Genomic DNA, 21,082 nt, shown 5'->3' with positions numbered 1-21,082 from the left:
ATCCTCCCCTCCTTACTTATTCTTCACGATGGCGCGGGCAATGGCGTTGACCACGAAGGTCAGCAAGAACAGCATGAGGCCGGCGGCGATGTAGGCACCAGCGCGCATCTCGTTACCGAACTCAGCAGATGCCAGGGCGATGGCCGTGGCGAAGGTCGTGCCGCCGTCGAAAAGCGAGAAGCGGAAGTCAATCAGCGGGGAGACAACCATGTACAGCGCCATGGTCTCACCCAGTGCACGGCCCAGGCCGAGCATGGAGCCGGCGATGTAGCCGGACATACCGAACGGCAGAACGGTCATGCGGATAACTTCCCAGCGGGTAGCGCCCAGAGCCAGGGCGGATTCCACCTGGCCCGGAGGGGTCTGCACGAAGACCTCGCGCGCGGTAGCAGCGATGATCGGCAGAATCATCACGGCAAGCACGATGCCACCGGTAAACAGGTTGCGGCCGGTTGCAAACGACGGCGAGTTATCGAAGACGTGGAACAGGAAGAATCCACCCGCCCAGGATTCCATCCAGGAGTAGAAACCGGACAGTGCCGGGCCAAGAACCTGCCAACCCCACAGGCCGTAGACGATGGACGGAACTGCAGCGAGCATGTCCACGAGGAAGCCGAGCGGCTTAACCAAGCGGGCAGGCGCGTAGTTGGACAGGAAGATGGCGATGGCTAGGGCCACCGGCATAGCCAGCAGAAGGGCGAAGACGGAGATGAGAACGGTGGTACCGAACATGGTCGGGATCCCGAACTTCATCGCAGAGGTATCGGTGGTCTCCCAGCGGCCGCCGTAGGTGAAGAAGCCCATGATGCCGCCGTCGTTAACGCCTAGGGCGGGAACCGCACGCCACAGCAGGAAGGCGGCAATGGCGGCAATCATAACGGTGATGAGGGTTGCCGAAGCAGTGGACAGGAATTCAAAGACACGGTCGCCTGGGCGCTTAACGCCGCTATTGGAGCTGGTGGTAGCTACCTCGTCGTGTCCGCTGTTGGAGACTCGCTCGGCAGAGGTGGCGTTTGCATCCGTCTGCTCTGGAGCCGTGGTGAGATTATTGTCTGCCATGAGACTGTTAATCCTTTTCAGCGTTAAAAATGGAAAATATCGTTACATACCTGCGCCCCCAAAGCGCGAATCGTGTGCGGCAGTGGGGGCGGGAGGTATTAAGCTTTTACAGCTTTAGCGCTTACTGCAGAGCGTCAACAGCAGCCTTCAGCTTGTCCAGGTGAGCACCCTCAACTGGGATGAAGCCCTGCTCAGCCAGCTGGTCATCCTGGTGATCCAGGACGGTGGTGAAGAAGGACTTGACCAGCTTGGAGGTCTCCTCATCGTAGCCCTTGGAGCAGACGATGTTGTAGGTGGTCAGGATGAGCGGGTATGCACCCTCGTTGTCGGAGGAGAACAGTGCCTCGGAGTCAACAACCATGTTGTGCTCGGAGTCGGTCTCCTTGAACTCCAGGTTCTCCAGAGCCTTGTTGACGGACTCGGTGGACAGCTCAACCGGGCCGTGGCCGAAGTCGATCTTGGCCTTCTTGACGCCCTCGCCTTCCTTCTGGTCTGCGAAGCCGGCCTCGACGTAGGTGATAGCACCATCGATGCTTGCAACCTGGTCAGCAACGCCGGAGGAGCCGTTAGCACCCTCACCAACAGCGTCTGGGAACTGCTTGCCCTCGGAGTCCCAGTCACCGGTAGCGGCCTTCAGGAACTTCTGGAAGTTTGCGGAGGTACCGGACTCGTCAGAACGGAAGATGACGGTGATGTCCTTGTCCGGCAGGTCAGTGCCCTCGTTGTCAGCAGCGATGGCCTTGTCGTTCCACTTCTTGATTTCGCCCTTGAAGATCTTGCCCAGGGTTTCGGTGGAGAGGTTGATCTCGGTGTCACCCAGGTTGTAGGCGATTGCAACCGGACCGATGGTGGTTGGCAGGTGCCATGCCTCGTTGCCATCGCAACGCTTAGCGGCAGCCTCGACCTCACCCTCGTCTTCCTTCAGAGCGGAGTCAGAACCAGCGAAGTCAGCCTGGCCATTGGTGAAGGCCTCAACGCCGGCGCCGGAACCGGAAGCGTTGTAGGACAGGGAAGCGTCTGGGTGATCCTCGGAGAACGCGGTCTGGAAGTAGGACATTGCGTTCTGCTGGGAGGATGCGCCGTCGCCGACGAGCTCGCCGGAGACGTCCTCGCCGCCAGCGGAATCGGAGGAGGAGCCAGACTCCTCAGAGCAAGCTACGAGAGCGGTAGAGGTTGCGGCTACGATGCCGAAGATTGCGGCAGTGCGCTTGAAGTTGCGAATCACGGGAAAACCCTTTCCGGTGCAGATCAGAGATTGATTGTCCGAGGAAACCGCATCTCCTAGAGAGATACTTCCTGCATCCCGCTCTGCCTTCTGGGGCGAGATGCAGGCGCACAGGTGCGGTTAACTCACAGGGTGTAAAGCTATCCGCAGGATCTGACCAAAAGGGTGCCAAGAGGTAAACACTGGGTGAACAAACGTCGTGCACCCCATGACGTTAGTCACACACGCCCCAAACGACGTGTTCTTCATCAACCTCAAAGCCTAGGCGTTCGTACGCCTTCAACGCCGGATCATTATCCGCTTCTACATAAAGAATTACCCGCTGAGCACCCTTTTCCACCATGCGGCGCAGGCCAATTTGCAGCAGCGGACCGCCCAACTTCTTACCGCGGTAGTCTTCCGCCAAGCCCACCACGTAGACCTCACCGAAGCCCGGAGTTTCCTCCGCATGCCACTTGGTCCAGTGGAAGCCGGCCAGTGCCGGCTCATCCGCCGTATCCCACAGGAAAAGCAGGTCTGCGGGGTCGAACCAGTCTGCCTCCATGCCACGGTGCAGCCGATCGAGATCCCAGCCGCCTTGTTCGGGATGCCAAGAAAAGGCCTCGTTATTGACCTTGAGCCACTGCTCTTCCACAAAGTCCTTGCCCCACTTATCCACCGCCTCGGTGTAATTCAGGGCGGTCAGAGGCAGGCCTTCAGGGCGGGCGGCCGCTGCGAGCTCTTCTCCCCCGATACCCATGACCACCAGCTTGCGGGTGACCTGCAGATCGCGGGAGTGCGCCAGCGCCTGTGCCGCCGGCAGGTTTCCGTGGGCCCAGGCGTGGAGGTTGGGGGTCTTAGCGGAGGCGTCGTAAAGAGCGGCGCCAAAGCCCTGCCCGCGGTAATCGTGGGCAATAAATAGCTCGGCGGTAGAGCCCTCCAGACCGGCTACGCCGCACGGCTCCTCCCCTACCCAGGCCACCAGGTGGCGGTGCTCCAGGCGGGAATCGCTAAGACCGTTGAGGAATTGCTCCGAAAGTGGCGCCATCCCATCCTGGCGTTCTGCCTGCTCAGCCAGCGCTTTTACGCGGCGAGCCAGCTCCGGGGCGTCCGGCAGGTTTTCTTCCGTAATCTTAAAGGCATTGCTAGTCATAGGCCCCAGAATACGTAGGGTAAGAATGAAGGGGTGAGTGTTCTAAAGATTGACCGGCGCATCGTGCACGTCCTCCTCGTAGTGTGCGTGCTCATTGCGGCCTGGGTGGCAGACGCCTGCGTGGCTATGCACACGGAACACAAGGTGGCACAAGCCGTGAAAGCCAATTCGCGGCTGGATAATACGCCGGATGTTTTCATCGGCGGCACCCCCTACGTGTGGGCTGCGGCTTCAAAGGAAATCCCCTACCTCGAGGTCAAGGCGCTGGACGTGGAGGTGCCCAAGCTGGGCATGGTCAACGCTTCGACCGTGCTGCGCGATATCACCGTCACCCCAGAGCAGGTCATGAACGGCGATATTGAGGGCGCACCCGTCTCCACCTACTCGCGCGGCATTTCCTTGGATGGCGTCGCTTTGGGGCGCCTCCTAGGGATTACCGATCTCTCGATTGCCAACCCGGACGATATTTCCCCCTCCGGTGGCACCTCTGCAGAAGCAGAGCTAACGGGCACCCTGCCTGGCGACGCCCACAAGTCCACCGCCAAGGTCACCCTCCGCCTGGTTGGTCCGGAGTTTCGCATGCAGGTCTATGACACGGACGATGAGCGCCTACAAAAGGCCTTTTCCCTCAACTTCGACACCCGCCAGCTGCCGCTTCCGGCCCAAGCGACCGCGGTAAAGATGCAGGGAGGAACCATTTCCTTCGAGGTACAGCGCCGCAATATCAAGGTGCAGCTGGCCCAGCTCTCCCCGCTGGAGATTGAAGGCTCGGAGCAAAAGGCCGTAGAAGAGGCGGAAAAGAAGGCCGCCGATACCAAGCACCGGGTCGGCCCCGCGCCGCAGACTAGCGCAGGCGAATAAAGTCCCGGAGAACTTCCTTCATCGTGCGCTGATGGGCCTCCCGCCTATCCTGCGGGGCGAATACCTCAATGGCATCCTTCACGGAGGCCAAGGTAACCGCGTCAAAGCGCCCCTCCGATTCTCCATCGGCTTGGAAGCGCTGTGGTTCGCGGCAGACGAGCTCTACCCGCATGGCGTCGTCGAAGGCCACCGTCTTTTCCTTGGTGAGCTTATTGAGCCATCCGCGCTTATCAGCACCGAAGAGGTGCAACAGGCCGACAACGCCGCCGAGCCCGCTAAACTCCTCCAACCCAAACAGGGCAAGGCCCTCATCGAAGGAATTGCGCGGGTTAGTCACTACCGGCAGCGGGCCCAGGAAAGTCCACGGGTTGGTATTCGAGGTAAACAGCAGTGGCACATCGTCCTTGCGCAGCTGTTCGCCGCTGCTGGACTCGGCCTTGACTGCAATATGCGGCGGGTTCTTCCGCGCACGGCTCCAAGCCCGAATGGCAACGTTGAGGTAGCGCAGCGGAGTGGCCGAAAATCCCTGTTCGCGGGCACGATCCACGCGTGCCAAGACATCCGCGTCCAAACCGAAGCCGGCGTTGACGGCAAACCACCGCTCGTTCCACGTTCCTAGGTAAATGGTGCGGCGCAGATCCCGGTCGAGCATGCGAGCCAGCACATGGGTAGCCTCCATTGGGGTGTTGGGGAACCCTAGAGCGCGCACAAAGACATTGGCGGAGCCGGTAGGAATTACGGCCAGCGCCGGGATGGACTGCGGATCGGGACACTGCTCATCCGCCGGGCCGAGGAGCCCGTTGACTACCTCGTTGACGGTTCCATCTCCGCCCACAGCAATGATGACGTCGTAGTCATCCCTGGTCATTCCCTTGACCATCTCTTCTGCATGGCCAGGGTAATGCGTAAATTGCACCTTGAGATGCAGGCCCTCTACCGATTGTAGGCAGGGAACGATTTGGCGGAAGAGGGCGTTGGTTTGTGAGGTCGAGTTTGGATTCGAGATCATCAATGCGTGCACGAGGTCCAAGTCTAGTAGTTAAGAAGGCGGGTGCACGACTAGGCTGGACGCCCATGAGCGAAAATAATAATGAAACCACCCCTGAAAACATCGAGACCACCGCGGCTTCCCACCCGGAAAATGATCCTGGAAAGCTCAATGGCAACGATGCCGTGAACCAGGCTGCCGAGCAGTGGAAGGACGCCGCTAGCCGCAATATCCCCGCTCTCGAGCTGGGCGATACCCCGGTACCGGACGATACCGCGAACCTGCGCCAGGGCCCATCGCTGCACGACGGCCTGCTGGGACTACTCCCCCTTGTGGGCGTCTGGCAAGGCGAGGGCCAGGCCCACGATACGAAGGGCCAGGAGTACACCTTTGGCCAGCAGCTGGTCATCGCCCACGACGGCGAGAATTACCTGACCTTTAGCTCCCGCACTTGGAAGATCGATACCGAGGGCAAGCCAGAAGGCCCGTCTGTGCGCGAGACCGGCTTCTGGCGTATCTCGGAAAAGGATGAAATCGAGGTCACCTACACCTCTTCTACCGGCATCATGGAAATCTTCTACGGCGAACCCTTCAATGACCGCGCATGGCAGCTGGAATCCGCCTCCACCATGGTTACGGAAACCGGCCCGAAGAACTTGGGCCCAGGCAAGCGCATGTACGGCCTCATGCCCAATAACAATCTGGGCTGGGTAGACGAGCGCATGGTTGATGGCGAGATGCGCCCCTACATGTCCGCGGAGCTCACCCGCATCGCCGGCTAAGCCCCAAGCGCTGCATCTATAAGGTCTCGGATGACGTCCACGTTATCCGGGGCCTTCAATTTTTTGTCATTGAGCCTAGTTACGCGCGCAGCAACGCGCACCGAGGACACCAACCACACCGAGTCCGCCTTTTCCAGATACTCCACGGTCAGCGGCTTGGCCTTGCAGCGATAGCCTTTCTCTTTGGCGTGCGCGAAGAGCGCCGCTTGCGTGGTGCCGGGCAGGATGCCGCGGCCGGCCGCAGTGCGCAGTTTCTCGCCCTTGACGGCCACCACGGTAGAGGTGGCGCCCTCAAGAATTTCTCCGGTGTCCGGATCGGTGAGGATGAGGTCCTCAAAGCCCTTCTCCCGCGCCATGCGCAGCATCGCCATGGTGGCCGCATAATTGAGCGTCTTGGCGGGCAATTCCTCCGCCACGTGCCACAGGCGGGGGCTTGTCATGACGGCGACGCCGTGGGCGCGCTGCTCTAGCACCTTGTCCTCGATCGGCTGCACAACAACCCACGCGCTCGGCCGCCCCGTGGAGGCGCGCCCGCGGGTATAGGTCCACGTGCATTTAGCATCGCCTTGCTCGTCCCCGCAGAAGTCCGCGATGGCGAGCCGGGTGGCTTCTTCCCACTTGTCCATGGGCGGCTCCGGCAGGTTCATCGTGCGGGCTGAATCGCAGAAGCGTTGCGCGTGGCGCTGCAGGTTAGCGGCTTTGCCTCCGCGCACGAGCAGGGATTCAAAGATGCCATCGCCGCGGGTGACCGCGGCATCGTCGGCGTAGATAAGAGGCAGCGTGGGCATGTGCCTGCGTACCGACCCTCCAAAGGGCTCCACAACGTAGATGACCGGCTCTTTTCGCGGCGAAAACTTCATACATTTGATTATGCCCTACCATCGGTAGTTGTGAGTTATTCTTCGCCTCTTCTGCAGCGCGCCGGTGCCGCGGAGCACCAGGACGCGACCGTACTCGATGCCCAGGGCGTGGCCTGGCACTATGGCAATCCGCTGGGCGAGCAACGGGCCGCCGATGGCGGCACCATCGTCATTGACCGCTCCCAGCGCCGCGTCATTCGCGTGAGCGGCAAGGACGCCGCCGAGTTTCTTAATAATCTACTTTCACAGAAGCTTGACGACGCCCCCGTGGGCTTCACCGCCGGCGCCCTCGACCTAGACATCCAAGGCCACATCCTCCACCACATGGATACCGTGCGGACCGAAGATGCCTTTCTTATCGACGTCCCCGCGGCGCAATTCGACTCCCTCTTTAAGTTCCTCACCATGATGGTCTTCTGGTCCGAGGTCACCGTAGAGGAAGCCGATATCGCCATCCTCACCCTCCTGGGTGAGGCCGATGTTTCCCTTCCACCCATGGTGGAGTTTGCCCGCCAGGTCCAGTGGCCGGGAATCAAGCGCGTTGACCTGGGCATTCCGCGGGAATCCTTGGTCGAGTCAACGAACCACCTGGAGGAATCCGGTGCACGGCTAGCGGGGCTCATGGCGTTTACCGCCGAGCGCGTCCGTGCCCGCGAGCCGGAGCTGGCAGCGGATCTGGATAATAAGTCCATCCCCCACGAGGTGCCGCAGTGGATCAGCCGCAGCGTGGATAACCCGGCCCACGTTCACCTCAATAAGGGCTGCTACCGCGGCCAGGAAACGGTGGCGCGCGTAGAAAATCTGGGCCGCTCCCCTCGCCTATTGGTGCAGCTGCACCTCGACGGCTCCGCGCCGCAACGTCCAAATGTGGGCGATGACATTACCTTCAATGGACGTAAGGTAGGCCGCATCGGCACGATTGTGGATGACTGCGATTTCGGCCCCATCGCCCTAGGCCTAGTGAAGCGCTCTGCGCTGGACGCCGGCACCCTAGAAGTGGGCGATACCGCGGCGTCTATCGATCCTTCCTCCATCCCCGAGGATGAGGGCCCCAAGGCCGGGCGTGAGGCAGTAAACCGGCTGCGCGGGCGTTAGATCTCCCACTAGCTAGGGGGCGGTGCGGAATTTTTTCGTCACACAGGCTATTGTGTCTTACAGGAAGATACTCAATAGACAAGTCGATGGGGCGCCCAAGAATCCCTGGCGCGCCCTACTAACCCAAGGGGGTCATGCACATGGGACGCGGACGCGCAAAGGCAAAGCAGACCAAAGTTGCACGCCAGCTCAAGTACAACTCACCCGAGATGGATATCGAGTCCCTGCAACGGGAACTCGCCGCACAGCAAGAGGGTGACTCCCGCGATTATGAAGAGGATGACCCATACGCCGACTACGTCGACGAATGGGATGATGACGACCGCGACGAACGCTAATCTTCCGCTCGCCGTCGGATAACTCAAGGGCCCTAGGAGAAATCTCCTAGGGCCCTTCCTCATACCCTCCCCCGCTGGCAGGGGCAGGGCCCTGCTAGAAGTTGGGGTGCTCGCCGTGCATGACCACGCGCGGATCCTCGCCGGTAGCGGAGCGGACGGTGCCCAGCTCCCACGCATCGATGTGGCGTGCGGTAAGCATTGCCAGGGCACGGTCACGGTCTTCGGGATTGACTACAGCAATCATGCCGACCCCCATGTTGAAGGTCTTCTCCATTTCCGCCAGCTCCACCTTGCCCACCGAGGAGATGAGCTTGAAGATCTGGCCCGGGGTCCAGGTGGCGCGGTTAATATCGGCCGCTAGACCTTCTGGAATGACGCGCTCGAGGTTGCCAGCCAGTCCACCACCGGTGACATGGCAAAAGGTGGAGACCGAGCACTCGCTGGCCAAAGCCAGGCAATCCTTGGCGTAGATGCGGGTGGGCTCCAACAGCTCCTCGCCGAGGGGGCGGCCAAGCTCTTCCACGTGGCCGTCGAGAGGCATGCCAGCCTGCTCCAGCAGGACGTGGCGGGCCAGGGAGTAACCATTGGAGTGTAGGCCGGAAGAGCCCATGGCGATGAGCACGTCGCCATCACGGACCTTGTCTGGGCCGAGTACCCCATCGGCCTCAACGACGCCGACCGCGGTGGCGGAGACATCGTATTCGTTTTCTTCCATCATGCCGGGGTGCTCGGCGGTCTCGCCGCCCAGCAGCGCGGCGCCGGCCTGCACACAACCCTCGGCGATGCCCTTGACTACCTCGGCTACCTTTTCCGGCACGACCTTGCCCACGGCGATGTAGTCCTGCAGGAAGAGTGGCTCCGCGCCGCAGACAACGAGGTCATCCACGCACATGGCGACGAGGTCGATGCCGATGGTGTCGTGCTTGTCCATGGCCTGGGCCACGGCCAGCTTGGTGCCGACGCCGTCGGAACCGGCGGCCAAGATGGGCTCCTTGTAATCGCCGAGCTTGAACAGGCCAGCAAAGCCGCCAAGGCCGCCCAGAACCTCAGGGCGGGTGGCACGCTTAGCATGCGGGGCGAAAAGTTCTACGGCGCGGTCACCCTCTTCGATGCTGACGCCGGCTGCTGCGTAAGTATTGTCACTCATGGTTTCAGGTGTCCTTTGTTATTCGGTGCCGAGCAAGGTGCGCACGGCGTCTGCATTGGGGTTTCCGGCGGGCAGGCCAAGTGGGTACTCGCCCGAGAAGCAGGCGGTGCACAACTCGGAACGGGACTGTTCGGTGGCGGCCACCATCTCCTCAATGGAGACAAAGCCCAAGGAATCGGCGCCGATGGTGTCACAGATAGTGGCGCAGACGGTTTCCGGATCGTCGGAGGGGCTGGCGTTAGCGATCAACTCGCCCGGGGAGGCGAAGTCGATGCCGTAGAAACACGGCCACTTCACTGGCGGGGAGGCGATGCGCACGTGAACCTCGGCGGCGCCGGCCTCGCGCAGCATGCGGATGAGCGCGCGCTGGGTATTGCCGCGGACGATGGAATCATCCACCACGACGAGCTTCTTGCCGTTGATGACTTCACGCAGCGGGTTGAGCTTCAAGCGGATGCCCAGCTGGCGCAGGGTCTGGGTGGGCTGGATGAAGGTGCGGCCCACATAAGCGTTCTTGACCAAGCCGTGGGCGAAGGTGATGCCGGATTCGCGGGCATAGCCCACGGCGGCCGGGTTGCCGGATTCGGGAACCGGAATGACCAGGTCCGCGCCCTCGGCCGGGTATTCGCGGGCCAAGCGGCGGCCGATGTCCACGCGGGAGGCGTTGACGGAGCGGCCCTTGATATCGCTATCCGGGCGGGCCAAGTAGACGTATTCGAAGACACAGCCGTGGCGCTTGGCCGGCGTGAAGTTCACAGAACGAATGCCAGCCTCATCGATGGCGACGAGCTCACCAGGTTCAATCTCGCGGATGAACTGGGCGCCGCAGATATCAAGCGCACAGGTCTCGGAGGCCACCACCCAGCCCTTGGCCAAGCGGCCGAGGACCAGCGGGCGCACGCCGTGCGGGTCGCGCGCGGCGTACATGGTGTGACCATCGGTAAAGGTCAGGCAAAACGCTCCCTTAACACGCGGGAGCAGGTCACGGGCGGAGTCGAAGACGGAGGTTTCTTCATCTACGCCGTCGGCAAGCAACATAGACAAGCACATGGAGTCAGAAACTGACTCCTCATGGGGCTTAATCAAGCCGCGCTGCACGGCCTCTTCACGCAGCTCCAAATAGTTGACGAGGTTGCCGTTGTGGCCAAGGGCAATATCTACCCCGGTGGAGGAGGTAGAAAACATCGGCTGGACATTGGACCATTCCTTGCCGCCGGCGGTGGAATAGCGCGTGTGACCCACCGCTACGTTTCCTTGGAGGGCAGACAGGGTGGACTCATCAAAGATATTGGCCACGAGGCCCATGTCCTTGAAGACGACGATGCGGTCATCATCGCCCACCGCAATGCCGGCAGCCTCCTGGCCACGGTGCTGCAGGGCGAAGAGACCAAAGTAGGTCAGCTTGGAGACTTCCTCCCCGGGAGCCCACACGCCATAGACGCCGCACTCTTCGCGGGGCTCCTGCTCATTATGATCGTCAAGATTGGTGATACTAGGAGTATGTACTTCTACCACGGCGTTTATATTAGCCTGTCGCGCCGCCGGAAACTAACGGAATAAGCGGCAACCACTGCGCAATTTCGCCCGCGCGGGAGCCGGAAGCATCGACGCGACCAGTGCTTACGGCCTCTTCCCAGTCCGCCAATCCGGTGGCGAGGCGCAGCCAGGTTTCCGGGTCGGTCTCCACCACATTGGGTGGGGTGCCGCGGGTATGGCGGGGTCCTTCAATGCATTGCACCGCAACAAATGGGGGTACGCGCAGTTCCACGGAATGGCCCGGCGCGTCGGCCTCGAGGGTGCGGGCGGTGCGGCGGACGGCGTCGGCAAGCAGGGCCCTACCAGGCTTATCGTGCTCCGCCGGGGCGGCAATCCAGTCTTTGATGGCCATGACGGCCGCGCGGGTGGCTGCAGGATCGACGGGCTTTTTCATAGCTACATCATAGCTACTGTTATCTTGTTGTTTATGTCACCTACGCCTTCCGTTGCGGAAAACCAGAAATCGCCGGCGCTGACGCTGCGCTTTATGGCATCGCCAACCGACGTCACCATGGCCGGCGCCCCCGGCATCAGCGGCGGACGCGTCTTGGAATGGATTGATAAGGCCGCCTATGCCTGCGCCGTGCAGTGGTCCGGCCAGTACTGCGTGACCGCATACGTGGGCCATATCCACTTCACCCGGCCGATCCCTTCCGGGCACATCGTGGAGGTCCGCTCGCGCATCGCTATGACCGGGCGTTCCTCCATGCACATTGTCAACGAGGTGCTCTCTGCCGACCCGCGCGAAGGAATTTTCACCCGCGCCTGCGATTGCCTGGTCATCTTCGTAGCTAAGGACCCTGCCACCGGCAAGTCCACCCCGGTGCCGCCCTTCGTCCCGGAGACCGATGAGCAGTGCCGCGTGGAAGAGGCCGCCAAGTCCCGCATTGAGCTGCGCCAGGCCATCGAGGCGGAGATGGAAAAGCAAACCTACGACGGGCCTTCCGATGCCCCGCGCATGGTCAACCGCTTCCTAGCCAAGCCCACCGACGTCAACTGGGGCGGCAAGGTCCACGGCGGCACCGCCATGCAGTGGATCGACGAGGCTGGCGCTGCCTGCACCATGGAGTGGTCCGCCGAGCGCACCGTGGCCGTCTACGCCGGCGGCATCCGCTTCTACCGCCCGATTTCCATCGGTGACCTCATCGAGGTCGACGCCCGCATGATGCGCACCGATACCCGCTCGATGCAGATGTCTATCCACGTCCGCTCCGGCAACCCCCGCGGCGGCCGCGAACACCTGCAAACCGCCATTCACGCCACCGTGGCCTATATCGCCCTCGATCACGATGGCCAGCCGCAGGTGGCCCGCCCCTTCCACCCACACACCGAGGAAGACAAGCGCCTGGCCGAGCACGCGACCCTCCTGCGCGAGCTGCGCGCCAAGTACTCGCCAAAACCGCTAGTGGTAGCGCCATCGAACCAGCACATCGACTAGCTGCTCTCCCCTCGTTTCGGTGTTAGCAAGTCCATAGTGGCAGCGGACGTCCCGCGCTTCTGCTTTAGATGGACGTATACGCGGCCGACGATTCCCGCCGCCCGCTTTCGCCTCCCACACACAGAAACGAGGGAATATGCACACCTCAACAATGCGTCGCTCGGCCCGCGCCGGCCTTGCCTTAGTAACTTCCGCATTCCTCTTGGCGTCCTGCCAAAATCCGGATAGCCGCCCAGAAGAGGAGACTACGACCGCGGCGCCCGAATCTTCCGCGCCGCACAGCGCCACCAGTTCCACGTCTGCAACCACGGAAGAAACTACCGAAACCACTGCAGCGGAACACGAGGGGCCACGCGCCACCGCCGAGGGCCACGTGGTGGTCCTTTCTACCGGCGGCACCATTGCCAGCACGCACGATAAGAAAGGTGCGGTGGTTCCCACCGTCACCGGCTCCAAGCTGGTGGAGCCCCTTTCCGGCACCTTTGACAAGGACAAGCTCACGCTAGAGGTCAAAGATATTGCCAAGCTGGATTCTTCCGCGATGACCTTGGACGATACCGACACCATCATCGAGCCCGTAAATAAGGAGCTACAGCGCGATGATGTCGATGGCGTAGTGGTCACCCACGGCACCGATTCCATGGAAGAGACTGCCATCGCCGTCGATACCTTCCAGGACAGCGATAAGCCGGTGGCCCTTACCGGAGCGATGCGCCCCTTTGATGACCCGGATCCGGACGGTCCGGACAACTTGGCGCTCGCGGTCAAGACGGTAACTGACCCTTCCAACAAGGGTCGCGGTACCTTCATTGCCTTTGCAAACCACGTCATCCCAGCCCGCGGCGCTTTCAAGTCCGACACCACCAAGGCCTATGGCTTTGCCAATAACAACGGCAAGAAGCAGCCTCAGCGCCCGAAGGCCTTAAAGCATCAGCCGCTGGGCAATACCCGCGTCGATATCATCGCCGCCTACCCCGGCGCGCCGGCCGATCTTATCCAGCGCTCCTTGGACAGCGGCGCCGAAGGCATCGTGATTGAGGGAATGGGCGCCGGCAATATCGGCGACGAGTTAGCCCAAGCCGCCAAGGCTGCGGCCAAGAAGGTTCCAGTCGTGCTCACCACCCGCGTGGATCACGGCCCGGTGGAGGGAATCTACGGCGGGGCCGGTGGCGGTGCCACGCTTGCCGACGCCGGCGTCATCTCCTCCGGCACCTTACGCGCTCCCCAAGCACGCATTCTGCTAGCCGCCGCGATCAGCACTGACACAGATCCTGCGAAGCTCTTCCCCGACGCTGACTAAGCAGCCCCCTGAACCACGACCATCCACACCGCTACTAGGTGCGCCACCGCCGCCGCAATCGTCGCGGTGTGGAAGTGCTCGTGGTAGCCGTAGTAGCGTGCGTTGCGCCCTGGCCACTTAAAGCCATAGACCAGCGCGCCGAGCGAGTAGACCACGCCGCCGGCAAAGAGCAGCCAGACCACAGCGGCCCCCGCCTGCGTCCACAGCGTGGGGAGAAGCGGCAGCACTAGCCACCCCAGTGCTAGGTAGACCACCACGTCTAACCAGCGCGGATGGCTAATCCACACCAGGTTCAAAATCACGCCGAGAATCGCTCCTACCCACGCAACACCTAGCATCCATGCCGCCTGTACCGGCGATAACACGATGAGGCACAGCGGCGTATACGTCGCCGCAATAAACACCGAGATGGTCGCGTGGTCCGCCCGCCGCCACCACTGCACGGCCCGCGTACTCGCCCACGGGTAGCGGTGATACAGCGCCGAGACGCCAAAGAGACCCACCAGCCCCACTCCGTAAACAGTCACACCAAGCCCCTGCCACCGCTGCAGTGTCATCCACGCATAGGTAATGAGCACGGTGGAGGCAATCACCGACAGCAATGCTGCAATCGCATGTCCCCAGCCACGGCTTAGCGGCCTGGGACCGCGGTCCGCCATCCAGTACGTGCGCTGGACAAGGCCCGGCCCCGGCGCGCTATCTGCATGCATCTGTGCCACGGCGGCGCGTCCCTTCTGCTACCTCACAACGGATACTTACGATACCGTAAGTGTACGGGCGCAGACGATCGCCTTTCAAGGACCTTCTACATAGCTCTCGACGAATACTGCGGTTGCACCGGTAGTTTAATGGAGCAAAACAAGAAAAGCCCAGCTTTGGCTGGACTTTTCGCGTGGCCGCGTCGTAGAGCTGCGGGACTGCGAAGCGGCTTACTCCACTACGGAGTTAGCGCCCACGGCGTGGTCGAAGAGGTCCGGCAGGGTGGCGGACCAGGCGGAGACCAGCTGGGAGATGGCGACGGACTCGCCACCGAGGGTGAGGGCGCCGGTTTCGGTGGTCTCGCCAACGATGGCGGCTGGGATGCCCAGCTCGCCGGCGCGGGCGAGGACCTGATCGGCGCGGTCGGCGGTGGTGGCCACGAGCACGCGGGAGGCGGACTCGGAGAAGGCCGCGACGAATTCATCCTCGTGGACTGCGGAAAGGTCCAGGTTGAGGCCGAGGCCGGCGCCGTCGGCAGTCGCACCAGCGCGCTTAGCCATCTCAAAAGCGGCCACGGCAAGGCCACCCTCGGACAGATCGTGTGCGGCGGTAAGCAGCTCATTGCCGTGGAAGAACTCAGCCAGGCGCTTCTCGTTGGCCATATCCACCTGCGGCGGCAAGCCATTGAGGGAGGAAGCATCGGAAGTATCGGCGCTTACCTGTTGCCAGATGGAGCCGCCGAACTCGTCCTTGGTCTCACCCAGGGCGATAAGAACTTCCTTTTCGTCCACGGTGCCGAGCTCATTGCCAATGGCCTTGTGCACGTCATCGATAACGCCCAGCACGCCTACCACCGGGGTAGGCAGGATCGGCTCCTCGCCGGTCTGGTTGTAGAAGGAGACATTGCCGCCGGAGACGGGGATGGAAAGCTCCACGGCGGCGTCGGCAAGCCCATGCACAGACTCGCGGAACTGCCACATCACGTCGGGGTTTTCCGGGGAGCCGTAGTTTAGGCAGTTGGTAATCGCGACGGGCTTCGCACCGGTGACGGCGACGTTGCGGTAAGCCTCCGCCAGCGCGAGGCGGGCGCCCATGTTCGGATCCAGCTTGGTATAACGACCGGAAGCATCGGCGGACACGGCCACGCCACGGCCGGTCTCTTCATCGATGCGCAGCACGCCGGCATCCGCATGGTGGGACTGGACGGTATTGCCGCGCACGTAGCGGTCATACTGGTTCATGATGAAATCGCGCGAGCACAGCGCCGGGGAGGACACGAGCTTCTGCAGGGACTCAACCAGGCCGCGCTTGTCGGTGCCCTGGTACTTCTGCAGCTCATCCTGCCACTCCGGGCGGGCATACGGGCGGTCGTACTCCGGAGCCTCATCCGCAATGGTGCCGGCCGGGGCGTCCACGACGACCTCGCCCTGGTGGCGGATGACCAGGTGGTTGCCCTCGGTGACCTCGCCAATCTCGGCGCAGGTGACGTCCCAGTGCTCGCAGATCTCGCGGAACTTCGCCACGTTCTCCGGAGCCACAACGGCGCACATGCGCTCCTGGGACTCGGAGGCGAGGATCTCGGCCGCAGTCATGTCCTTCGCACGCAGCGGCACGTTATCGAGGTTGACCTCCATGCCGCCATCGCCGGAGGCCGCAAGCTCCGAGGTGGCGCAGGCCAGACCCGCGCCGCCCAAGTCCTGGATCCCTACGACCACGCCGGCGTGGTAGAGGTCCAGGCAGCACTCGATGAGGACCTTCTCTGCGAAGGGATCGCCCACCTGCACGGCCGGCAGCTTGCGTTCGGCGCCGTCCTCGAAGGTATCGGAGGCCAGCACGGACACGCCGCCGATGCCATCCAGACCGGTGCGGGAGCCGAAGAGCATGACCTTATTGCCCTTGCCAGATGCAAAGGCCAGCTTCAGGTCATCGACCTTGAGGGTGCCCACGCACAGGGCATTGACCAGTGGGTTACCGGCATAGGTCTCATCAAAGACGGTTTCGCCACCAATATTGGGCAGGCCCAGGGAGTTGCCGTAGCCACCCACACCGGAGACCACGCCGGGCAGGACGCGCTTGGTATCGGGGGCGTCGGCAGGGCCAAAGCGCAGCTGGTCCATCACGGCGATTGGGCGAGCGCCCATGGCCATAATGTCGCGGACGATGCCGCCCACGCCGGTGGCCGCACCCTGGTAAGGCTCCACGTAGGAGGGGTGGTTGTGGGACTCCACGCGGAAGGTCACCGCGTTGCCGTCTCCGATATCCACCACGCCGGCGTTCTCACCGATGCCGGCGAGGATCTTCTCCCCCATCTCCTCGGTCATGGTCTCGCCAAAGTAACGCAGGTGCGTCTTGGAAGACTTATAGGAGCAGTGCTCGGACCACATGACGGAGTACATGGTCAGCTCCGCATCGGTAGGGCGGCGGCCCAGGATATCGTGGATGCGCTGGTACTCGTCTTCCTTCAGGCCGAGCTCCGCGTAGGGCTGCTGCTCGTCCGGGGTGGACTGCGCCTTTTCTACGGTGTCATTATGAACGGTCATGAAAATGGCCTCCTTAAACCGCCGGCGCTTGGGCGACGGCCTTGATGGCGGATACGAAAAGTCCCAGTCCGTCGGTGGATGGGCCGGTTAGCGTGTCAATGGCGTGCTCGGGGTGCGGCATAAGGCCCACGATGCGGCCGGACTCATCGCTGACACCGGCAATGCCGTTGACGGAACCGTTGTAATTATCGGTATAGCGGAAGACCACACGGCCCTCGCCCTCGATGCGGGCGATATCATCATCGCCGGCCTGGAAGCGGCCCTCGCCGTGCTTGGCCGGCACCAGGATCTTCTGGCCCTGCTCAAACTCGCTGGTCCATGCGGTGGTGGAATTGGCCACCTCGAGGTAGGTATCGGTGCAGTGGAAGTGCAGTCCCTTATTGCGGGTCAGCGCGCCCGGCAGCAGGCCGGCCTCGGTAAGGATCTGGAAGCCATTGCAGATGCCGAGCACCGGCATGCCCTGCTTCGCACGATCGATAACGGACTGCATCACCGGCGCGAGCGCGGAAATCGCGCCCGAGCGCAGGTAGTCACCATAAGAAAAACCGCCCGGCACTACTACCGCATCCACGCCGTGCAGATCGGTATCTGCGTGCCAGAGGCTTTTTACCTCTGCGCCGGCGGTGCGGGCAGCGCGAGCGGCATCCACATCATCCAGGGTTCCGGGGAAAGTGATTACTCCGATTGTGGCGGTCACTTACTTGACCTCCAGCCCAATAACCTCGTAGTCCTCGATGACGGTATTGGCCAGCAGCGTGGCGGCCACCTTATCTAGGTCCTCTGCGGTGACGGAGTCATCGACCTCGAGCTCGAAGCGCTTTCCCTGGCGCACATCGCTGACACCGGATACCCCGATGCGACCCAGCGCGCGGACGACGGCTTGGCCCTGCGGATCCAGAATCTCCGCCTTGGGCATGACATTGACAACTACACGAGCCATGAAATATTTGCCTTACTGTATGGGGCTTTGGTCTGCGCGGCTTAGTTTAGTTGGCACCCCCGCCTTTTACCTAGACTCACCCCCCGCAGTGTGGGTTTCACCCCGGTTGGGCAAACTCTACGTGAACCCCAAACGACGCTCTGGCAAACTTCGGCGTGCGCTCCAGCCTGGCCCGGCGCGGTGCTCTACTAATAGACGACGCACACTGTCGCTCTCTTTTTAAGGTTGAATCTATGTCTTCTCGCCGCCTCGGCGCGCTGGCACTTGCCACCGCCTTGTCTTCTGCCGCCCTTGCCGTTCCTACCGCCACGGCCGCCGCTGATGGCTCCGCTGCCGTCATCTCCGAAGTCTACGGAGGAGGCGGCAATAAGGGCGCTGCCTTCACCCATGACTTCATCGAGCTCTATAACCCCACCGATGTCCCGATTGACCTGACCGGCTACACCGTGGAGTACTTCTCCGCCTCCGGCAATACCGGCGGCAAGGTGGAGCTTTCCGGCACCGTCGCCCCGCACGGCTACTTCCTGGTGCAGGGCGCGGCCGGCAATGGCGCGGGCGAGGCCCTGCCTGCCCCAGATGCCGAGGGCAGCCTCAACATGTCCGGTTCTAAGGGCTCCGTGCAGCTTGCCGACGCCACCGGTACCCCCATCGACGCCATCGGCTACGGCGCCGCCTCCCTCAAGGAAGGCACCGCCGCCGCTGGACTGTCCAATGCCAAGTCCGCCTCCCGCGATGCCGAGGGCACCGATAGCGATGACAACGCCGCCGATTTCACCACCGGAGCGCCTACCCCGACCAACTCCGGTAACGAAGCCCCCGCCCCGCAGCCTGAGGAGCCGGCCGAGCCCGAGCAGCCAGCTCCCGAGGGCGTGACCGCCATCGCGGATATCCAAGGCACCGGCGCTGAGTCCCCGCTCAAGGACCAGACCGTTACCACCGAGGGTGTTGTCACCGGCGTGTGGAGCGAGGGTGGCCTCAATGGCTTCACCATCCAGACGGGCGGGACCGGCACCGAGGCTACCGATGCCTCCCAGGCCCTCTTCGTGTACATGGGCGATAAGCCAGCCGATCAGTACCCAGACCTCGAGGATTCCGTCGCAGTCACCGGCAAGGTCTCCGAGTTCTATGGCTCCACCCAAATCACCGCCTCCGCGGTCACGCAGCTCGATACCCCGCTAGAGAAGGTCACCCCACTCAAGGTGGACCAGCTTCCTGATGGCAGCGAGGCCCGCGAGCCCTTCGAGCACATGCTCATCCAGCCCGGCGAGCACACCGTAACCAATAACTACTCCCTCAACCAGTATGGCGAGATTGGCCTTGCCCCTGGCAAGGAAGCCTTCCGCCAGCCTTCCGATATCTTCTCCCCTTCCACGGATCCCAATTCCGATATCCAGAAGCTGACCAAGGACAACGCCGATAAACTGGTCACCTTGGACGATGGCCGCACCCGCGACTACTTAAAGACCGACCAGGAAACCCCGCTGCCATATATCGCCCAGGATGATGCCCACACCATCAAATCCCTGCGCACCACCGACACCGTCTCCTTCCAGCACCCGGTCATCGTAGGCTTTTCTCATGAGCAGTGGCGCTTCCAGCCCACCACCCCGGTTACCGGCACTACCAAGGGCACGGACCTGCCCATCTCTTGGGAGGACTCCCGCGAGGCTGAGCTGCGCGCCGTCGATGATGTCAAGGGCGAATACACCATCGGTGCCTTCAACGTTTTGAACTACTTCACCTCCCTGGGCGAGGAATTCGGCGGCAGTGCCTACACCGATCGCGAGGGCAATAAGGTCACCGTCAATCGCGGCAAGACCCGCGGCGCCTATACCCAATCCGCGCTGGAAGACCAGGAGCGCAAGATTGTCGCGGCCATCAACGGCCTCGATGCCGATGTCATCGGCCTTTCCGAGATCGAAGATGGCTACGCCGTCACCGGCGACTTTGCCCAGCGCGATAAGGCACTCAAGCACCTGACGGAAAAGCTCAACGAGGCGGCCGGCTCCGACAAGTGGGGCTTTGTCCCCTCCCCTTCCGAAGACGCCGTACCAAGCTCCCCGGATGTCATCCGCACCGCGTTCATCTACCACAAGGATGTGGTCAAGCCCGTCGGCGAATCCCGCATCTTCCAGGATGATCGCTTCACTGGCACCGCCCGCGAACCGCTCGCCCAGGAATTCCAGCCACTAAAGGAGGGCGAGGAATCCTTCGTTGCCGTGGCCAACCACTTCAAGTCCAAGGGCTCGGTGGCCAAGGGCGACGCCGACTCCGGCGACGGCCAGGGAAATAACCCAAACGTCCGCAATGCGCAGGCCCAGGCCGTGCTCGATGCGCTGCACAAGCAAGAGGACTGGAAGGATAAGCCGCTATTCGCCCTGGGTGACTTCAATACCTACACCCACGAGACGGCGCTCGATGTCTTCCGCAACGATGGATTCACCGTCCCTGCCGAAAAGTACGAGGCTGACCCCTCTTACCAGTTCTCCGGCCTGCTTGGCACCCTCGACCACGTGCTGGCCAACAAGGTTGCCACCGGCACGCTTGACGACGCCCAAGTGTGGAACATCAACGCCGATGAACCCGTCGCCTTCGAATACTCCCGCCGCAACTACAACATCGTGGACTTCTACGATGACTCCCCATTCCGCGCCTCCGACCACGACCCGGTCAAGGTCGGCTTCACCCTCGGCGAGGACGACTCCGCCGGCCAGCCAGACGATCCTGCAGACAATCCTGCAGACGAGCCTTCCGATGAGCCAGGTAAGCCAGAGGACAAGCCCTCCGATAACCCTTCTGAAAAGCCGGATAAGCCTGCCTCCGGCTCTAGCTCCAGCACCAGCTCCGTCAGTGCAGGCATCGCCGCCGCCATCGCCGCCATCGCCGGCCTCGTCGCCATCCCTGGTTTCCTCGCCGTGACCGGCAACCTCCACAAAGCCATCCCGGCCCCCATCTGGGTCATGCTGCCAAAGGAAGTGAAGAACTTCATCACTAGCCTGCAGCGCTAATCACCTTTGCCGGCCTATAGAAGTCCCTGCTCTTCCTATGTAGAGCAGGGACTTTCCATTCAGTTAGGCCTCAAAAGATGTATCCTGAATCTGCCCTATCCCCTACCCCGAGCGCTTCTCTGCGCTCCATGTGT

The 21,082-nt window shown here is 62.2% G+C and carries 19 protein-coding genes; 7 read left to right on the top strand and 12 right to left on the bottom strand.

All coding sequences use genetic code 11. The features are described from left to right. Nucleotides 1–12: 12 nt before the first annotated feature. The 3 genes from pstC to mshD form a co-directional block, all read right to left on the bottom strand. Complete coding sequence (gene pstC, locus MHX61_RS05305; RefSeq protein WP_049378494.1) at nt 13–1,059, bottom strand: phosphate ABC transporter permease subunit PstC; 1,047 nt, start codon at nt 1,057–1,059, stop codon at nt 13–15. Nucleotides 1,060–1,180: 121 nt separating this feature from the next. Beyond that, nucleotides 1,181–2,284, bottom strand: coding sequence for a phosphate ABC transporter substrate-binding protein PstS (pstS, locus tag MHX61_RS05300; protein ID WP_204611029.1), 1,104 nt, complete (start codon nt 2,282–2,284; stop codon nt 1,181–1,183). 214 nt (nt 2,285–2,498) lie between these two features. Then, complete coding sequence (gene mshD, locus MHX61_RS05295; protein ID WP_239193335.1) at nt 2,499–3,416, bottom strand: mycothiol synthase; 918 nt, start codon at nt 3,414–3,416, stop codon at nt 2,499–2,501. Nucleotides 3,417–3,449: 33 nt separating this feature from the next. Here mshD and MHX61_RS05290 point away from each other — a divergent pair, with 33 nt between their 5' ends. Beyond that, nucleotides 3,450–4,277 (top strand): DUF2993 domain-containing protein, encoded by an 828-nt coding sequence (locus MHX61_RS05290; RefSeq protein WP_005330041.1) that lies wholly within the window; start codon nt 3,450–3,452, stop codon nt 4,275–4,277. On the opposite strand, the gene MHX61_RS05285 is transcribed toward MHX61_RS05290, so the two are convergent. Next, entirely contained in the window at nt 4,261–5,298 is a 1,038-nt protein-coding gene (locus MHX61_RS05285; protein WP_239193333.1) for a diacylglycerol kinase family protein, read from the bottom strand. The two genes, MHX61_RS05290 and MHX61_RS05285, sit on opposite strands and share 17 nt — an antisense overlap. A gap of 53 nt (nt 5,299–5,351) precedes the next feature. On the opposite strand from MHX61_RS05285, the gene MHX61_RS05280 reads away from it, so the two are divergent. After that, the gene (locus MHX61_RS05280; protein ID WP_239193331.1) at nt 5,352–6,047 is read left to right on the top strand and encodes an FABP family protein; all 696 of its coding nucleotides are present in this window, start codon (nt 5,352–5,354) and stop codon (nt 6,045–6,047) included. On the opposite strand, the gene MHX61_RS05275 is transcribed toward MHX61_RS05280, so the two are convergent. Further along, the gene (locus MHX61_RS05275; RefSeq protein ID WP_239193329.1) at nt 6,044–6,907 is read right to left on the bottom strand and encodes an aminodeoxychorismate lyase; all 864 of its coding nucleotides are present in this window, start codon (nt 6,905–6,907) and stop codon (nt 6,044–6,046) included. The genes MHX61_RS05280 and MHX61_RS05275 overlap by 4 nt on opposite strands. A gap of 30 nt (nt 6,908–6,937) precedes the next feature. Here MHX61_RS05275 and MHX61_RS05270 point away from each other — a divergent pair, with 30 nt between their 5' ends. Both MHX61_RS05270 and MHX61_RS05265 read left to right on the top strand, forming a co-directional pair. Continuing rightward, nucleotides 6,938–8,002, top strand: coding sequence for a folate-binding protein YgfZ (locus MHX61_RS05270; protein ID WP_239193327.1), 1,065 nt, complete (start codon nt 6,938–6,940; stop codon nt 8,000–8,002). Nucleotides 8,003–8,142: 140 nt separating this feature from the next. Then, a complete protein-coding gene (locus MHX61_RS05265) occupies nt 8,143–8,340 on the top strand; it encodes a DUF3073 domain-containing protein (protein WP_005330028.1) in 198 nt (65 codons plus the stop codon). 94 nt (nt 8,341–8,434) lie between these two features. Here MHX61_RS05265 and purM read toward each other — a convergent pair whose 3' ends face one another. The 3 genes from purM to MHX61_RS05250 are packed head-to-tail and all read right to left on the bottom strand — an operon-like array spanning nt 8,435 to nt 11,417. Continuing rightward, nucleotides 8,435–9,487: a phosphoribosylformylglycinamidine cyclo-ligase gene (gene purM, locus MHX61_RS05260; RefSeq protein WP_239193325.1), complete on the bottom strand. Its 1,053-nt coding sequence runs from the start codon at nt 9,485–9,487 to the stop codon at nt 8,435–8,437. Nucleotides 9,488–9,505: 18 nt separating this feature from the next. Next, nucleotides 9,506–11,002 (bottom strand): amidophosphoribosyltransferase, encoded by a 1,497-nt coding sequence (purF, locus tag MHX61_RS05255; protein WP_239193323.1) that lies wholly within the window; start codon nt 11,000–11,002, stop codon nt 9,506–9,508. Between the two features lie 10 nt (nt 11,003–11,012). After that, the gene (locus tag MHX61_RS05250; RefSeq protein ID WP_204611021.1) at nt 11,013–11,417 is read right to left on the bottom strand and encodes a sterol carrier family protein; all 405 of its coding nucleotides are present in this window, start codon (nt 11,415–11,417) and stop codon (nt 11,013–11,015) included. 33 nt (nt 11,418–11,450) lie between these two features. Between MHX61_RS05250 and MHX61_RS05245 the strand changes: the two genes are divergently transcribed. Together MHX61_RS05245 and MHX61_RS05240 are read left to right on the top strand one after the other, a co-directional pair. Then, nucleotides 11,451–12,461, top strand: coding sequence for an acyl-CoA thioesterase (locus MHX61_RS05245; protein ID WP_239193321.1), 1,011 nt, complete (start codon nt 11,451–11,453; stop codon nt 12,459–12,461). 136 nt (nt 12,462–12,597) lie between these two features. Continuing rightward, nucleotides 12,598–13,761, top strand: coding sequence for an asparaginase (locus tag MHX61_RS05240; RefSeq protein WP_239193319.1), 1,164 nt, complete (start codon nt 12,598–12,600; stop codon nt 13,759–13,761). Here the strand turns inward: MHX61_RS05240 and MHX61_RS05235 are convergent. From MHX61_RS05235 to purS, 4 genes are all read right to left on the bottom strand, one after another. Continuing rightward, a complete protein-coding gene (locus MHX61_RS05235) occupies nt 13,758–14,471 on the bottom strand; it encodes a hemolysin III family protein (RefSeq protein WP_239193348.1) in 714 nt (237 codons plus the stop codon). The genes MHX61_RS05240 and MHX61_RS05235 overlap by 4 nt on opposite strands. A 219-nt stretch (nt 14,472–14,690) precedes the next feature. Beyond that, nucleotides 14,691–17,000 carry a phosphoribosylformylglycinamidine synthase subunit PurL gene (gene purL / locus MHX61_RS05230; RefSeq protein WP_239193317.1) on the bottom strand — a complete coding sequence of 770 codons (2,310 nt, stop codon included), beginning with the start codon at nt 16,998–17,000 and terminating at the stop codon, nt 14,691–14,693. 13 nt (nt 17,001–17,013) lie between these two features. Beyond that, nucleotides 17,014–17,697 carry a phosphoribosylformylglycinamidine synthase subunit PurQ gene (gene purQ / locus MHX61_RS05225; RefSeq protein WP_005325791.1) on the bottom strand — a complete coding sequence of 228 codons (684 nt, stop codon included), beginning with the start codon at nt 17,695–17,697 and terminating at the stop codon, nt 17,014–17,016. Then, the gene (gene purS / locus MHX61_RS05220; RefSeq protein ID WP_239193315.1) at nt 17,698–17,940 is read right to left on the bottom strand and encodes a phosphoribosylformylglycinamidine synthase subunit PurS; all 243 of its coding nucleotides are present in this window, start codon (nt 17,938–17,940) and stop codon (nt 17,698–17,700) included. A 233-nt stretch (nt 17,941–18,173) separates the two neighbouring features. On the opposite strand from purS, the gene MHX61_RS05215 reads away from it, so the two are divergent. Further along, complete coding sequence (locus MHX61_RS05215) at nt 18,174–20,948, top strand: ExeM/NucH family extracellular endonuclease (protein WP_239193313.1); 2,775 nt, start codon at nt 18,174–18,176, stop codon at nt 20,946–20,948. The last annotated feature ends 134 nt before the right edge of the window (nt 20,949–21,082 follow it).

The organism is Corynebacterium sp. ACRPF (assembly GCF_022347395.1).
Taxonomy (GTDB): Bacteria; Actinomycetota; Actinomycetes; order Mycobacteriales; family Mycobacteriaceae; genus Corynebacterium; species Corynebacterium tuberculostearicum_D.
The sequence above is the reverse complement of the archived record's forward strand: the minus strand, read 5'-3'. Positions and strand labels throughout refer to the sequence as shown.

Excerpts from the sequence above, each read along its gene's own strand:
- pstC (WP_049378494.1), bottom strand. The coding sequence starts at position 1,059 with ATGGCAGACAATAATCTCACCACGGCTCCAGAGCAGACGGATGCAAAC.
- mshD (WP_239193335.1), bottom strand. The coding sequence starts at position 3,416 with ATGACTAGCAATGCCTTTAAGATTACGGAAGAAAACCTGCCGGACGCC.
- MHX61_RS05280 (WP_239193331.1), top strand. The coding sequence starts at position 5,352 with ATGAGCGAAAATAATAATGAAACCACCCCTGAAAACATCGAGACCACC.
- MHX61_RS05275 (WP_239193329.1), bottom strand. The coding sequence starts at position 6,907 with ATGAAGTTTTCGCCGCGAAAAGAGCCGGTCATCTACGTTGTGGAGCCC.
- MHX61_RS05265 (WP_005330028.1), top strand. The coding sequence starts at position 8,143 with ATGGGACGCGGACGCGCAAAGGCAAAGCAGACCAAAGTTGCACGCCAG.
- purM (WP_239193325.1), bottom strand. The coding sequence starts at position 9,487 with ATGAGTGACAATACTTACGCAGCAGCCGGCGTCAGCATCGAAGAGGGT.
- MHX61_RS05250 (WP_204611021.1), bottom strand. The coding sequence starts at position 11,417 with ATGAAAAAGCCCGTCGATCCTGCAGCCACCCGCGCGGCCGTCATGGCC.
- MHX61_RS05245 (WP_239193321.1), top strand. The coding sequence starts at position 11,451 with ATGTCACCTACGCCTTCCGTTGCGGAAAACCAGAAATCGCCGGCGCTG.
- MHX61_RS05240 (WP_239193319.1), top strand. The coding sequence starts at position 12,598 with ATGCACACCTCAACAATGCGTCGCTCGGCCCGCGCCGGCCTTGCCTTA.
- MHX61_RS05235 (WP_239193348.1), bottom strand. The coding sequence starts at position 14,471 with ATGCATGCAGATAGCGCGCCGGGGCCGGGCCTTGTCCAGCGCACGTAC.
- purL (WP_239193317.1), bottom strand. The coding sequence starts at position 17,000 with ATGACCGTTCATAATGACACCGTAGAAAAGGCGCAGTCCACCCCGGAC.
- purS (WP_239193315.1), bottom strand. The coding sequence starts at position 17,940 with ATGGCTCGTGTAGTTGTCAATGTCATGCCCAAGGCGGAGATTCTGGAT.
- MHX61_RS05215 (WP_239193313.1), top strand. The coding sequence starts at position 18,174 with ATGTCTTCTCGCCGCCTCGGCGCGCTGGCACTTGCCACCGCCTTGTCT.